Origin of the sequence: Methylobacterium sp. W2 (genome assembly GCF_020662345.1) — a bacterium.
Lineage (GTDB): Bacteria > Pseudomonadota > Alphaproteobacteria > Rhizobiales > Beijerinckiaceae > Methylobacterium.
In genome coordinates, this window is the sequence record NZ_VMOA01000013.1 from 25,866 (window position 1) to 39,146 (window position 13,281).

At 69.3% G+C, this 13,281-nt stretch carries 9 protein-coding genes; 3 read left to right on the plus strand and 6 right to left on the minus strand.

Annotated elements, in window-relative coordinates:
- Window positions 1-343 precede the first annotated feature (343 nt).
- The 3 genes from FPV16_RS09305 to FPV16_RS09315 all read right to left on the minus strand — a co-directional run bounded on the left by FPV16_RS09305 (window position 344) and on the right by FPV16_RS09315 (window position 4,082).
- A complete protein-coding gene (locus tag FPV16_RS09305; protein WP_227437927.1) occupies window positions 344-1,528 on the minus strand; it encodes a GNAT family N-acetyltransferase in 1,185 nt (394 codons plus the stop codon).
- A gap of 103 nt (window positions 1,529-1,631) precedes the next feature.
- Window positions 1,632-2,924 carry a hypothetical protein gene (locus FPV16_RS09310; RefSeq protein ID WP_227437928.1) on the minus strand — a complete coding sequence of 431 codons (1,293 nt, stop codon included), beginning with the start codon at window positions 2,922-2,924 and terminating at the stop codon, window positions 1,632-1,634.
- A gap of 6 nt (window positions 2,925-2,930) precedes the next feature.
- Window positions 2,931-4,082: a glycosyltransferase gene (locus FPV16_RS09315; RefSeq protein ID WP_227437929.1), complete on the minus strand. Its 1,152-nt coding sequence runs from the start codon at window positions 4,080-4,082 to the stop codon at window positions 2,931-2,933.
- A 167-nt stretch (window positions 4,083-4,249) separates the two neighbouring features.
- Between FPV16_RS09315 and FPV16_RS09320 the strand changes: the two genes are divergently transcribed.
- Both FPV16_RS09320 and FPV16_RS09325 read left to right on the plus strand, forming a co-directional pair.
- Complete coding sequence (locus FPV16_RS09320) at window positions 4,250-5,509, plus strand: DUF1972 domain-containing protein (RefSeq protein ID WP_227437930.1); 1,260 nt, start codon at window positions 4,250-4,252, stop codon at window positions 5,507-5,509.
- 41 nt (window positions 5,510-5,550) lie between these two features.
- A complete protein-coding gene (locus tag FPV16_RS09325) occupies window positions 5,551-6,762 on the plus strand; it encodes a glycoside hydrolase family 5 protein (protein WP_227438004.1) in 1,212 nt (403 codons plus the stop codon).
- Here the strand turns inward: FPV16_RS09325 and FPV16_RS09330 are convergent.
- The gene (locus FPV16_RS09330) at window positions 6,722-7,957 is read right to left on the minus strand and encodes a VpsF family polysaccharide biosynthesis protein (RefSeq protein WP_227437931.1); all 1,236 of its coding nucleotides are present in this window, start codon (window positions 7,955-7,957) and stop codon (window positions 6,722-6,724) included. The two genes, FPV16_RS09325 and FPV16_RS09330, sit on opposite strands and share 41 nt — an antisense overlap.
- Window positions 7,958-8,033: 76 nt before the next feature.
- Window positions 8,034-10,154, minus strand: a complete 2,121-nt coding sequence (locus FPV16_RS09335) for a GumC family protein (RefSeq protein ID WP_227437932.1) — start codon at window positions 10,152-10,154, stop codon at window positions 8,034-8,036.
- A gap of 297 nt (window positions 10,155-10,451) precedes the next feature.
- Here FPV16_RS09335 and FPV16_RS09340 point away from each other — a divergent pair, with 297 nt between their 5' ends.
- Window positions 10,452-11,963 (plus strand): formyl transferase, encoded by a 1,512-nt coding sequence (locus FPV16_RS09340; protein ID WP_227437933.1) that lies wholly within the window; start codon window positions 10,452-10,454, stop codon window positions 11,961-11,963.
- Window positions 11,964-11,969: 6 nt separating this feature from the next.
- Here the strand turns inward: FPV16_RS09340 and FPV16_RS09345 are convergent, their stop codons facing one another.
- The gene (locus FPV16_RS09345) at window positions 11,970-13,157 is read right to left on the minus strand and encodes an FAD-dependent oxidoreductase (RefSeq protein WP_227437934.1); all 1,188 of its coding nucleotides are present in this window, start codon (window positions 13,155-13,157) and stop codon (window positions 11,970-11,972) included.
- Window positions 13,158-13,281 lie beyond the last annotated feature (124 nt).

A 13,281-nucleotide genomic window follows, 5' to 3' on the forward strand; every position in this document is an offset into this window, starting at 1 on the left:
TCGGCTTCCGCCGCCGCCCCGTGCCGGAGCGTTCGTGGTCTGGACTATCCCTTCGCCATGGATCGGTGGGGAATGACCCTTCGCGATCTTTAGGCGCCGCCCGTCTAGTCTCTACACCTTCCCCGGATGGCTCCGGGGCTTGGCTCGGGATCGGCCGGGCCAGCGCGCATGCGGGCCGTGGGCGTTCCCCGAATTTGAGCGGATCCGCCGCGTGGTTTCCCCTCGCGACGCCCAATTGAAGTTTAGGAAACCTGTGCTCTGTCCAGCTGAGCTACGGAGACTCACCAAGCACGTCCCTAGCATCATCGGGCGGGGAGGCCAACCGGCGCTTCGAGCGGCGATTTCAGGCCACCTTGCGCCGGAGCCATCGGCGCGCCTTCTGTGCGCGGGCGAACCATTCCGGATGGCTGCGCAGCCAGATCTTGGCCGCCTCGGCTGCCGTGATCGTGTGCTTCACCATGTGCCCGCGAAGGGTCACCACCTCCGCGAGCTCGCTCAGGTCCCGGGTCTGGACGCCGAAATCGGATTTGTAGGGCATCACGCCGACGGTGAAATCGAAGTAGCCGAGCCCCGCGGCACGAGCCCAGCGCAGGGTTTCGGCGACGATGTGCAGGCCTGGCGAGGTGTTGCGCCAGGTTTCTCCCGCCATCGTCAGCAGGAGGCCATGGAAGGTCCCGCCATGGACGAGGCCGTAGGCGCAGGCGATCCATTCCCCGTCCACCGCCAATCCGAACAGGCGGACCGGTCCGCCGGCGAGGCCCCGATGGGCGCCTTCACGGTAGAACGCTTCCACATCGGGGCGTGAGAGCAGGTTGAAGCGGCCGATCTCGGCAAAGCGCGAGCGGCGCTGTTCCACCAGCGCATCGAAGATCCGGTCGATCTCCTCGGCGCTCCTCGCCTCGACGAAGGTGACGGTGCCCGCCCGTTCCAGCCGGCGGCGCAGCTTGGCCATGTCCTTGAGGGTGCTGGGACGGCACAGGCGCGCGAGCAAAGTCTCGGCGTCGCCCTCGATGGCGACGCCCGAGGCCTGCATGTCCATCCGGCGGCAGCCGGGCAGGGTGGCGAAGGGGTTGGGCCGGCCGCCCACATCGTCGGGGATCCGGCTGATCTGGATCAGGTCGGCCCGAGGAAGCACGCCCCGGATCGCGGTCCAGGCCAGGGCTATCTCGTCGGCCGAGAGGTCGATACCGGGGGCGAGAATCGGCGCCGCATAGTCGCAGACCCCGAGATCGAGCCAGGTGATCGTCCGGAAGCCGCGATGGCGCAGGCGCGCCAGGGGCACCAGCATGACCGAACGCCCGGTGGCGTCGATCACCTCGACGATGACCGGCTCGGCCTTGGAGGCGGCGCCCAGGCGCTCGATGACGGCCGTCGCCCAGTCGAGGCGCTGATAGGCCGTGGCGGTCCCGTCGGATTCGAGCCTGCTCCAGAGGTGGGCGACCGTCGCCATCGTGGTGTGGAGGCGTGCGTCGTACCGGCGGACGGAGGCGGGGCGCGTCGGTGCGGGGACGTCTTGGATCACGCTCATGACTGGGATGTCCTGGCTATCGCCACGCAGCGAGACACATCCGCGCGCGCATCCGACGTGTCGGGATGGATGGTGCGAGAAGTCTCGCGGAGGGTAAAAAGGGTCATCGGCCGGTCCCCGCCTCGATATCGCGGCCGAGGTCGGGCTGCATCACGGGCATGGCGGCGCGCCAGGGCTTCAGCATCCAGAGGCAGCCCGCCAGCACCACCACTTCGGAGATCAGGACGCCGAAGAGCGACCAAGCCGGCTGGGCCATCAGCAGCAGGCCGATCACGGCGACGGCGCCGATTCCCACGCTCACGCCCGCGATGACCGAGAGGGGACGGAAGTCCTGCATCGTCTCCATCAGAATACGCATCGGTGCGTGGATGAGCGAGACCGTGACGATGGCCCAGGCCGCCACCGCGATCAGCATCATCGGCGCTCCCGAGAACTGGCCGGCGAACAGCTTGTGCTCGATGAGTTCGAGCACCGAGAGGATGATGGCGCCGTAGGCGATGCAGCCGAGCCCGAGGAGGCCGGAGCAGATGAGGGCGAAGCGTCGGGCGAGGGTGAAGTTGCCCCGGGCGAGATGGCCCGCCACCTCGGGCTGGACCATGTTGATCAGGGCCGATGCCGAGAGCCGCAGGGGCGAGAACAGCACGAAGGTGGCGGCCATCGGCGCATAGGCGGCCGGCCCCGCCATGGCGGCCACGAGAAGGCTCTGCCCCTGGCCCTGGACGTTGGCGGTGGTGACGTTGACCAGGGACCAGGACAGGGTCGGGATCATCGCCCCGTAGCGGCGGCGCACCGAGCGGCCGAGGCTCAGTCGGATGGGTTCCCGCAACAGGGCGAGCGAGGCGACGATGCCGAGGCCGTTGGCGCAGGCCAGGGCGAACAGCGTCTCGTCGAGGCCGGGTGCGCCCTGAAAATGGATCATTGCCACGGTGAAGGCGGTGCCCGAGAGGGCGAAGACCACGTCTCCCATCCCCGAAATCGCCGGCCGGTGCTTGGCGAAGAGTGCGAGGCGCAGGTAGCTGCGCAGCGACCAGAGGCCGACGAAGAGGCTGCCGGCTAGGGCGTTGATGTCGGAGGTCGCCATCAGCGCCGCGCAGACTCCGGCCGCGATCGTCGCGGAGAGGATGACCGCCACCGTACCGAAGGTCACGTCGAACCCGCGCGCCGCGCGTCGTCCGGCGCGCGGCGGAATCGTGATGGTGGCCGGCACTCCGGCAAGCGACCGGATGTAGGTAAGCGCCAGCCCACCCACGAGGAAGAGGATGGCGAAGCGCCCGTAATCGTGTGGGCTTAGGCTTCGCGCCAGGACGATGTTGATCCCGAAATGGAAGGCGCTCTGGGTGACTTCGCCCCCCAGCATGAGGATGAAGCGGCGCACGAGGCGGCTCAGACCGTTCATGGCGCTTCAGCCCGCCACGACGGTGCTGGCATCGGCGCCGGCGCGGCCGCCGATGCGGGCATTGACCATCGCGACCAGCCCCTCCGCCGCGGCGGCTTCTCCGAACAGAGCCGCGTAGCGGGCACGGGCTGCGGCCGGGAAGCCGTGCCAGGAGGCCGGATCGGTGACGATCCGCTCCAGGGCGGAGGCGAGGCTGCGGGCATCATCGGGCGCAACGACCCAGCCGCTCGACCCGTCCTCGACCACTTCCGTCAGCCCGCCGATGCGGGAGACGACGGGGGGGCGGCCATAGGCCATGGCCTCGATCGCCACCCGGCCGAGGGATTCCGGCAGGCGCGACGGCACCGTGACCACGTCCGCCCAGCGATAGAGATCGGACGGGTCATCGACGAAGGGGGACAGGCGGATGATGGAGCCGAGCCCCGCATCGGCGATCTGACGGCCGAGCGCCTCTTCGCGTGCCGTATCCTCGAAGGCGCTGCCGACGATGCGCACGTCGAGCCGCGCGCGCACCTCCGGCGGCAGCGAGCGGATCGCCTCGACCAGGATTTCCTGGCCCTTGATGCGGCTGATCCGGCCCAGCATCAGCAGGCGCAAGGGGCGCGCGCCATCATAGGTCGAGGGTGGCGGCGTCTCCGGTCCCGCAATGCCGTTATAGACCACCCGCATGGCGACCTTGGAGGTCAGCGAGAAGGCGCTCGCCGTGGCGCGGGAATTGAACACGATGTCGGCCCCGCTCCAGCGGATCAGCCCCCTGAGCAGCTTCAGGGTGGCCCCTTGCGGAATCTCGTGGACATGCACGATGGCGCGGCCGGGACAGAGCCGGGCGGCCAGGAGGTAATCCGCCACCACGGAGGTGTTGATGTAGACGAGGTTGCTCGCGCGCAACCGCCGCCAGGCGCGCAGCATCGCCACCGGCAGCGTCAGCAGACCGAGGGTCGCGAGGCGCGGCAGGTCGCGCCGCCGGAGAATCCAGAGCGGCTCGAACACGATCCGCGAGGCGACCCCTTCGAGGGCACCCACGATCGGGCCGGTCCGGGGCAGGACCACATCGATGACGGCGCCGGGATAGGCCGCGCGGAAGATCCGCACGCTTTCGACAAAGCTGCGGTCGGAACCGTAGAGTTCGTATCCCTGGTGGACGCAGGTGATGCGCATGCCAATTCGACCTCGATCCCAGTCTTAACTGCCCCAAGATGACATGCCGCCCTATTTTCATTCGTTACCGAGCAAGAACCTCACGCGGTGTAATCACGCCGCATGGTTGCCTAGAGATGTTTCTCGTGTCCCGTCTCGGGATCATAGGGGGCTACAAGGAGACTCGGATGTCGTCGCACAAGCCCTCGCTTCTGATCCTGGGGACTCGCGGCATTCCCGCATGCCATGGCGGGTTTGAGACCTTCGCCGAGAAGCTCGCGCTTTTCCTCGTGAATCGCGGCTGGCATGTGGGAGTCTATTGCCAGGACGAGGTCGAGGCGGTGAGCGAGCGCTTCCGCACGACGACCTGGAGGGGCGTCGAGCTCATCCATGTGGCCGTGTCCACCAGCGGACCGCGGGCGACCCTGGATTTCGACTGGCATTGCGTGCGCGACGCGGCCAAGCGGGGCGGCGTCAGCCTCGTCCTCGGCTATAACGGGGCGATCTTCCTGCCGTATCTGCGTCTCGCCGGCGCGAAGATCATCACCAACATGGACGGCATCGAGTGGAAGCGGCCGAAATGGTCGATGGCGGTGCGGGCCTGGTTCTGGACCAACGAGTGGATCGCCGCCTGGGCTTCCCACCGCCTCGTGGCGGACCACCCGGCCATCGCCGATCACGTCGCCACGCGCCGTCCGAGATCCGCCATCGCGACCATCCCGTATGGCGGCGACCCGATCTCGGCTGCACCGACCGCCCCCATCGAAGCCCTCGGCCTGAAACCGGGGCGGTACATGACCTCGATCGCCCGCATCGAGCCCGACAACAACATCCTCACGATGGTCGATGCCTTCTCGCGCAAGGTGCGGGGGATGCGGCTCGTGGTTCTCGGCACGCTCTCCGACGGCAACCCCTATCACCGCGCGGTGAGGGAGGCGGCCAGCGACGAGGTCCTGTTCCCCGGCGCCATCTACGAGGCGGAGACGATCCGATCCCTGCGCTTCCATGCGCGGGCGTACCTGCACGGGCATACGGTCGGGGGGACCAACCCCTCCCTCGTAGAGGCCCTGTGGGCCGGCAACCCGGTCGTCGCCCACGACAATCCGTTCAACCGCGGCACGGCGGGCGAGGAGCAGTTCTACTTCGCCGATGCGGATGCCTGCGAGCGGCACATCGAAACCCTGATCGCCGACGACGGCGCCGCGAGGAAGGCGGGTGTCGCCTCGGTCGCCCGTGCCGCCGACCGTTTCGAATGGTCGGAGATCCTGAAGCAGTACGAGGCCGAGGCGATGGCGCTCGGGGGCTTCGCGGCACCGGCGGGCCAGGAATCGAACCACCCCGCCACCTCGTCCGTCCATGTCCCCCCGGCTCATGTCTCTCAGGCGCATGCCTCTCAGGCTCATGCCTCGATGGCGATCGGAGGACGGGGCCGGGATCGCGCTTCGTGAGGCCGCCGCCCACACGTAGGGCGATCCTGGCGGCTGCGGCGGTGACGGCGGGATTGGTGCCGGCTGCCGCCGCCGCCCCGCCGCCGCTCCGCCTGACGCGCGGCGTCAACACCTGGCCCTGGTTCTCCCTGACGCGGGAGTTCCCGGCGCCGCGCACGGATTACGGGACGCCGCCGTTCCAGGAGGGCCGGCCCGTCCCGACCGAGCGCGACCTCGCCCGCCTGCGCGCGGCCGGGTTCGACTTCCTGCGCCTGCCCGTCGATCCCGGCCCCTTCGCCGCCGCCGGGCCGGAGGAGCGCGGGCGCCTCATGGCCGACCTCAGGGCCGCGGTGGAGGCGGCGTTGCGCGCGGATCTCGCGGTCCTGGTCAACGTGCAGGCCAATGGCGCGACGCATCACTGGAACCCGCAGAATTTCTACGGCGATCCCGGCGCGCCGCTGTTTCCCGCCTATCGCCACGTCGTCTCAGACCTCGCCCGCCTGCTGGAGGGGATCGCCCCGGAGCGGCTGGCGCTGGAGCCCGTCAATGAGCCGCCGCAGGGATGCGGCGCGGCATCGTGGCTGACGATCCAGGACGACCTCCTTGGCGAGGCCCGACGGGTCGCCCCACGCCTGACCCTCGTGGCCTGTGGCGCCTGCGGCAGCATGATCACCGGGCTCACCGCCCTCGACCCCGCGCCGCTGGCCCGCTCCGCCCCGCTGCTGTTCACGTTCCACTATTACGAGCCCTACCTGTTCAGCCACCAGGGGGCGCCCTGGATGCGGGAGCCGGTCTACCGCGCCCTCAACGCGGTGCCCTGGCCCGCCTCCGCCGGCAGTCTCGAGACGACGCTCGCCGCCGTGCGGGCCAGGATGGCCGGCGACACCGTCCTGTCGGCGGAGGCCAAGCGCGAGGCCTATGCGCTGACCGAGGCCAAGCTCGCCGAGTACTTCGCCGCCCAGCCCGATAAGGGCTACCTCGCCCGCCACCTCGCCATCGTGGGCGAATGGGGTCGCCGCCACGGCATCGCGCCGCGGAACATCGTGCTCGGGGAGTTCGGTGCCCTGCGCAGCGATGCGCGCTACGTCGCCTCCCATGCGGAGGATCGGGCGCGCTACGTCCGCGACGTGCGCGAGGCGGCCGAGGCCGAGGGCTTCCCCTGGGCGTTCTGGAACCTGTTCGACGGGATGGGCCTGATGGACGATGCCACCCGGCGCTTCGATCCGGCCATCGTCACCGCCCTCGGTCTGCGCGTCCCGGCGGACGATCGCTGACCGCGTGGAACAGGCCGAGAAGCAGGATGGCGAACTTGGCGAGCAGCGTGGTCTTGGCGCCGATCCCCTCGAACGTGTTCACCAGGATGACGAAGGCGATGACGGGCAGGAACGTGCCGCTGCGGCAATGGCGGACCAGCTCGATCATGTAGAGCGTCACCGCGACGGTGAGCAGCACCGTCATGAAGATGCCCTGATAGACGAGGGTCCGGACGATGGGGTTCTCGATGCCCCATTCGAGTCCGCTGACGCGCCGTAGCGAATCCACCAGGCTCATATCCGGGCCGACCAGCAATTCGCGGAAGGGGATGCTGGCGACGAGGTCGAGCATCTCCACGCGGGCATTGGCGCTGCCGCCATCGGCCATGAAGCGGCTCAGCAGCGCGTCGAAGAACCCGCCGGCCGCGAGTCCTCCGATGCCGAGGGGCACGAGGGTGAACAGGAAGATCCCCGCCGCCGCCGCCAGGAGCGGGATCCGGCCCGCACTCAACACCTTGTGCAGGGCGAAGAGGCCGTAGCCGCCGCCGAAGATCAGCGTCACCACCATGGCCGAGCGCCCGCCGAAGGCGACGAGGGCGGCGAGTTGCAGCCCGATCATCGCGAGGCGCTGCGGAACCGTCATGCGCCCGCCGCCGCCGATGAGGGCGAGGACGTAGCAGGCCGTGAGGGTGGCGTTGCCGAGGGGGTGTCCCTGAAGTGCGGCCGAACGCGTATCCGTGGCGAAGACCTGCCCGTCGAGCCGGTAGGGAAAGAATAGGGTCTTCGTCGCGAATTCCGTGAGGCCGAGCAGGGCGTTGACCAGCAGCACCGCATGAACCGTCAGTTCGAGGCGCCTCCAGGTCAGCGCGTCGCGGTCGGCCAGCAGGACGACGAAGAGGCCCGGCAGCAGGAACGTGTCCAGCGCCCCCGCCATGCCGGGGCCGCTGCGCAGGACGATGTGCAGGAACAGCCCGATGCTGCATGCGGCCAGCAGCATCCCCGCCGGCCGCACCTGCACGGCATAAACGAGATACCCCGCCGGGTTGCCGGACCTGAGGGCGGCCCAGCCGAACAGGACGATGACCAGATAGGTCGAGGGATGGATTTTCTGCGGCGCCGCGCCGGTGAGCCCGTCGTAATTGATGCCGACATTCCACAGCATGCCGCCCGATACGCCGAGGATCAGCACGGTGAGGGCGATCAGGCCGAACGGCATCGGGCTTCGCGACGCCGCTCCGACCTCGTTCCGTCGTTGGGCCGGGGAGTGGACCGCGCTCCTCATGGCCCGCCCGTCACGCCGCCGCCGCGTAGCGATCGACGAAGAGGCTGCCCGAGACCGGGCGGCCGAGCACTTCCGAGATGTCGAGGATGTCGAGGAGGTCGCGCTGGCGCGTGGCGCCGTTCTTCGCGACGATCAGGAGCCTGTCGCTGGCTGAGGCGAGGGGCCCGATCCGCAGGTTGCCGGTGAGGACGCCGCCATCGATGAGGATGAGGTCGAAGCTCGATTTGCCGGCCGCGAGGAACTGCTCGATATTGGCCCGGCTCAGGGCCTCGCGCGAGGCCTTGGCGATATCGCCGATGCCGATCCGCGCGGCACCGCTCTCCGAATCCGCCTTGGCCGCCGCGGCCATCCCGACCTCGCCGCGCAGGACCTCGATGAGGCCGGGGCCGGAGGCGTCCTGCTCCGGCGTGGCCTCGAGGTCCGCCTCAACCACGAGCACGCGCTCGCCGCGCGCCGTCGCCACCGCCGCGAGCAGGTGGATCGTCGAGCGCCGGTCCGCCGCATCCGAGGCCGCCGAGGTGACGAGCACGCTCAAGGCCTGGCCCGGCGGGTGGATCTGGCCGCGCACGCTCGCCAGCCGGTCGAGGGTCAGGCTCGCGGCGACGCTGGCCGGACGCTCGCTTCCCGCCTTGAACTCCGGATAGGTGGCGACCACGGAGGTGTGCGAGAGCCGCTCCATCTGGCGTCGCGACAGGACGGTGGGGTCGAGATATTCGCGCACGAAGGCGAGGCCGGCCCCGAGGCCGAGGCCGCTGACGAGGCCACCGGCGAACAGCAGGAGGCGCAGGGGCCAGCTCCGCTCGGCGGGCGGACGGGCCCAGCTGATGACGCGGGCGTTGGTGGTGTCGATGCCCGTCTGTTCCTGGATCTCGCGCGAGCGGTTGAGGAAGTTGCTGTAGACGGCCCGGCTGGTATCCACCTCGCGGTCGAGCTCACGCAGGCGGACCGAGGCCTCGCCGGTGACGATGGAGCCCCGTTTCAGCTCGTCGAGGTTCGAGGTCAGCGCCTTCTCGTTGGCGGCGGCGCGCTGGTAATCCGTCTCCGCCGAGCGGGAGATGCGGGCCAGCTCCACCTCGGTCAGGCGTTTCACGTCCTGCATCTGGGTCCGCACCGCCTCGATATAGGGGTGGCGGTTGCCGAGCTGGGTCCGCAGATCCGCTTCCTTGCTCGCAAGCTCCGCATATTGGCTGCGCAGCCGCTCGATTACCGCGGACTGGATCGCCTCCGGGGCCGAATCCGGTCCGAAGGCGGTGCCGCGCGCGTCCTTGATCTGCTGCAGCCGGGTGCGCGCTTCCGCCGTGCGGGCGCGGGCGGCTACGATCCGGTTGTTGCTCTCGGCCAGTTGCTGCTCGCTGATGAGCTGACCGCTCGCCGTGATCAACCCGTTCTCGGCCTTGAATTTCTCGACCTTGTTCTCGGCGACGTTGACGCGCTTGCGCAGGTCGTCGAGGCGCGAGGCCATCTCGGCCGAGGCCCGCGAGGCCGCGTCCGCGCGGGCGGTGGTCTGGTCCTTGAGGTAGGCGCTGGCGATGGCGTTGACGATCCGGGCCGCCTTGTCCGGGTTGCCGGCGGTGACGACGACATCCACCACGAAGACCTTGTCGGCGCGCTTCACCGCGAGCCTGCGCCGCAGGGCGCGGACAGCCCGGCCCTCGGCGGCGGCGTCCGTGCTCGGGGCGGAGCCTTCGCCCTGGAGGGTACGCAGGGTCCAGCTGAGGAAGCCGGTGCCGACGCCGCCGAAATCCGGATCGTCGAGCAAACCGGCATCGCGGGCGGCCCGGGTCAGGACGGAATCGGATTCGATCACCCGCGCCTGGCTTTCGACCTGGATCACGCCGCCATCCGGCGCCATGGCGACGGGATTGACGTCGTTGGTGACGATCTGCTTGTCGCGTGGGTCGATGAGGATCTGGGCGGTGGCCGCGTAGAGCGGCGGTGCGAGGAACCCGTAGGCCACCCCGATGAAGGTGAGCAGCGCGGCGGTTCCGAGCACCCAGGCCCGGCGCACGGTGAGGATGCGCCAGAGATCGCCGATCTCGGCGCTCTTGTCGGGCTCGGAGGAGGGCGGCCGGTCGATGCTGGATCGACCGATCCAATCCGCCGCCGCGATGTGTCTGTCGATCTGTGCCATCGGATGCTCGGGCCGTGGCCGGGATACAGCCCGTCCTTCGGATACAGGCATGATCCGACTTTACTGACGATTCACCAACACCCGGGGATTTGCGCGATCTCGGCCCCCTTCGTGCGGAGCATGGTTAGCGAAACGTTAAGATCGGCCTGCCGCCGACGCTCGGTGCCAGGAGCGGTGAAGGGTTTCTCAATCGTGATGCTGTAACCGACACACGTAGAGGGGACGTCCCGCGTCGGACCGATCTCAACAGCCCGCGGCTTTCGGCCTCGGCTTTCGACTATTCGGGGACCGACGACGATGCGCCTGCGACTGAGGCTGGATGGACGCGCCCCCCGCCGCTGGCATCTGCGTCTTCTGGAACGACTCGCAGCACTTCCCGGGCTCGAGGTGGAGGTCGACCGCTCGCCGGGGCCGGGCGGCCTGCCCGACAACGCCGTACTGCTGTTCCGCCTCGAAGCCCTGCTGAACCGTCTGTCCCTCGGCGGTCTGTCCGCTCCCGTGCCGGTGAGCGCTCTCGCTTCCTATCCCGAGCCAACGGCGGCCGCGTGCTGCATCCTCGATCTCTGCGGCGATGCCGAGGGCGGCCCGGACCTGCCGGTCTGGCGTCTCGGCTTCGACGGGGTGGCGGGCGAGGGCGCGCTTCTCGCCGCGCTTCTCGCCGGCCGCTCCCCCGTGGCGGCCCTCTCCACGGAGGGCAGGATCATCGCCTCCGGGCGGTTCGGCGCCGAGGATCGCGGGACCATGCTCCTCGCGTTCGAGGATGGGCTGATCCGCAGCATGACGCTCATCGTCGGCGCGCTGTCGGGCGCCCGGCCGCTTCTTCGGGATGGCGTCCTCGCATCACCCGAAGCGCCGGCCCTGTCCGTGAAGACGATCGGCACCCGCGCCGCGAAGATGGCGGCGCGCCTCGTCGTCCGGCGCCTCTACTACCTCTGCTATCGCGCGCCCCATTGGCGCGTCGGCTGGCGCCGGTTGGCCGGCCCCGATCTCGTCGACCTGCGCGCGCATCCCTCGTCCGGCTGGCACGACCTGGCGGATGACGGTCTCCGCTTCTACGCCGATCCGTTCGGGATCGAGCACGAGGGCCGCACCATCCTCTTCGTCGAGGATTTCCCGCACGCGACGGGCAAGGCGCTGATCTCCGCTGTTGCCTTCGATGCGAACGGCCCGATCGGGACGCCGGTCCCGGTGCTGGAGGAGCCGTATCACCTGTCCTACCCGTTCGTGTTCGAGCGCGACGGTTCGTTCTGGATGATCCCGGAGAGCTGCGCCAACGGCACGGTCGACCTCTACCGCGCGACCGCTTTTCCGGGCGGCTGGGTTAGGGAAGCGACGCTGCTCAGCGACGTCACCGCCAGCGATCCGACCCTGCTGGAGCGGGACGGCCGCTGGTGGATGTTCGCGACGGTCCGCGATCAGGCCGCCGATGTCGGCGGAGGGACGGTGCTCGGCTCCTACCACGACAGCCTGCATCTCTGGTCGGCCCCGGATTTCCGCGGCCCCTGGACGCCGCATGCGCGCAATCCGGTGCTCATCGACATCGCCTCCGCGCGGCCGGCGGGACGCATCGTGGAGCGGGACGGCGCCCTGATCCGTCCGGTCCAGGATTGCCGCCTGGGTTACGGCGAAGCGCTGGCGCTGGCGCGGATCGACCGCCTCGACGACGAGGGCTACGCCCAGACCGTCGAGACGATCCTGCGCTCGGGTCCGCTCTTTCCCGGGACCCGTCTCCACACCCTCAACCGGACCTCGGCCTTCGAATTCATCGACGGCTCGGCCCGCTCCCCCCGCTGGCGCAGGGGGCGATAGCCCGGCTCAGACGGTCTTGGTTTCCCCGATGGCCGGACGGCGCGGCTTGGCGATCGTCGTCCGCAGCCGATGGAGGGCGTGCAGGCCGTAGCGGCCGATGCGGTTGCGCAGGCGCCGCAGGGTCCACACGGCGCCACTGCCGACCGTGATGTCGCGGGCATAGAGGCTGGCCCGGAGGCATTGCTGATCGGAGGCTTGCTTGATTGGGTCGGCGTAGAATGCGGCGATCTTGTCCTTGCCCATTCCCGGGGTGGCGAACCAGCGCGGCAGGTGCTCGGAGCAGAGCCGGTCGACGTCGGTGAGAACCTTGCCGATCCCGGTTCCGGGGATCGGGCAGGGGGTCAGGAAGGCGTCGCCGAGGAGGACGACCCCGTCGCGCTCCGCATCGGCCGCATGGACGATATCGATAGGCCGCATCTCTACCGGCCCCGTCACGGTGAGATCCGGGCAGAGGCGGGCGAGGCCGGGCATGGCCTGCCGCATGAGTGCCTCGGGGGATTTGCGGAATTCCTTCACCCACGGATCGGAGGGCGCACGGTAGACGAAGAGATTGACCCGCATGGTCGCGCCGATGGGAAACAGCGTGACATAGGCCACCGCGCTCTCCGCGCTTTCCCCGTAATAGGTCAGGGATTCGAAGCCGAAGGACGAGGGCGGGGCCGCCATGTCGAACCCGAAGCACAGGGAGTGCTTCTCACTGATCATGGTCCTGCCGATGCCGACCTTGCGCCGAAGCAGGTCACCGAGGCCGGTGGCCAGAAGCACCAGCCGCGCGGTGCGCACGCTGCCATCGGCGAGGGTGACCCGCTGCCGGTCCGGTCCGGTCTCGATCTCCGCCACGCGCCCGACCACTAGGGGCGAGGAGGCAGGCAGGGCGCCGCGCAGGTCGTTGATGAGGGGCGTATAGTGGACGCCGTATTCGCGCACGGCATGGCGTGAGAACAGATGGCCGAAGCGCGTGACGCAGACCTCGTCCACCGGCGTCGTCACGGCCCGCGCAAGGTCCCCGAAACCGAGCTTCTCGAACAGGTCCATCTGCGGCACGCCGAGCTTCTCCGCCCGAAAATCAGGGGGATAGACCGCGTGGGTGTCGATGATGGCCGTGTCGTAACCGGCCCTGGCGAGGGCGATGGTCGCGGTGGTCCCGGCGAGGCCTGCCCCGATGACGATGACGTCGTGGTCGATCTCAGACATCCAGAACCTCCCGCCCGAGCCCGAATGAGCCGTCTCTCCTCCGCCTTGTGCCCCCATCGTGCCATCTTGGGACGAATGCGCGGCCTGAGCGGATCGGGAGGACCCTTCGCAGCAGGGCATATGC

Coding starts and splice junctions, on each gene's coding strand:
- FPV16_RS09340 (WP_227437933.1), top strand. CDS start 10,452: ATGCGCCTGCGACTGAGGCTGGATGGACGCGCCCCCCGCCGCTGGCAT.
- FPV16_RS09305 (WP_227437927.1), bottom strand. CDS start 1,528: ATGAGCGTGATCCAAGACGTCCCCGCACCGACGCGCCCCGCCTCCGTC.
- FPV16_RS09315 (WP_227437929.1), bottom strand. CDS start 4,082: ATGCGCATCACCTGCGTCCACCAGGGATACGAACTCTACGGTTCCGAC.
- FPV16_RS09320 (WP_227437930.1), top strand. CDS start 4,250: ATGTCGTCGCACAAGCCCTCGCTTCTGATCCTGGGGACTCGCGGCATT.
- FPV16_RS09345 (WP_227437934.1), bottom strand. CDS start 13,157: ATGTCTGAGATCGACCACGACGTCATCGTCATCGGGGCAGGCCTCGCC.
- FPV16_RS09310 (WP_227437928.1), bottom strand. CDS start 2,924: ATGAACGGTCTGAGCCGCCTCGTGCGCCGCTTCATCCTCATGCTGGGG.
- FPV16_RS09335 (WP_227437932.1), bottom strand. CDS start 10,154: ATGGCACAGATCGACAGACACATCGCGGCGGCGGATTGGATCGGTCGA.
- FPV16_RS09330 (WP_227437931.1), bottom strand. CDS start 7,957: ATGCCGTTCGGCCTGATCGCCCTCACCGTGCTGATCCTCGGCGTATCG.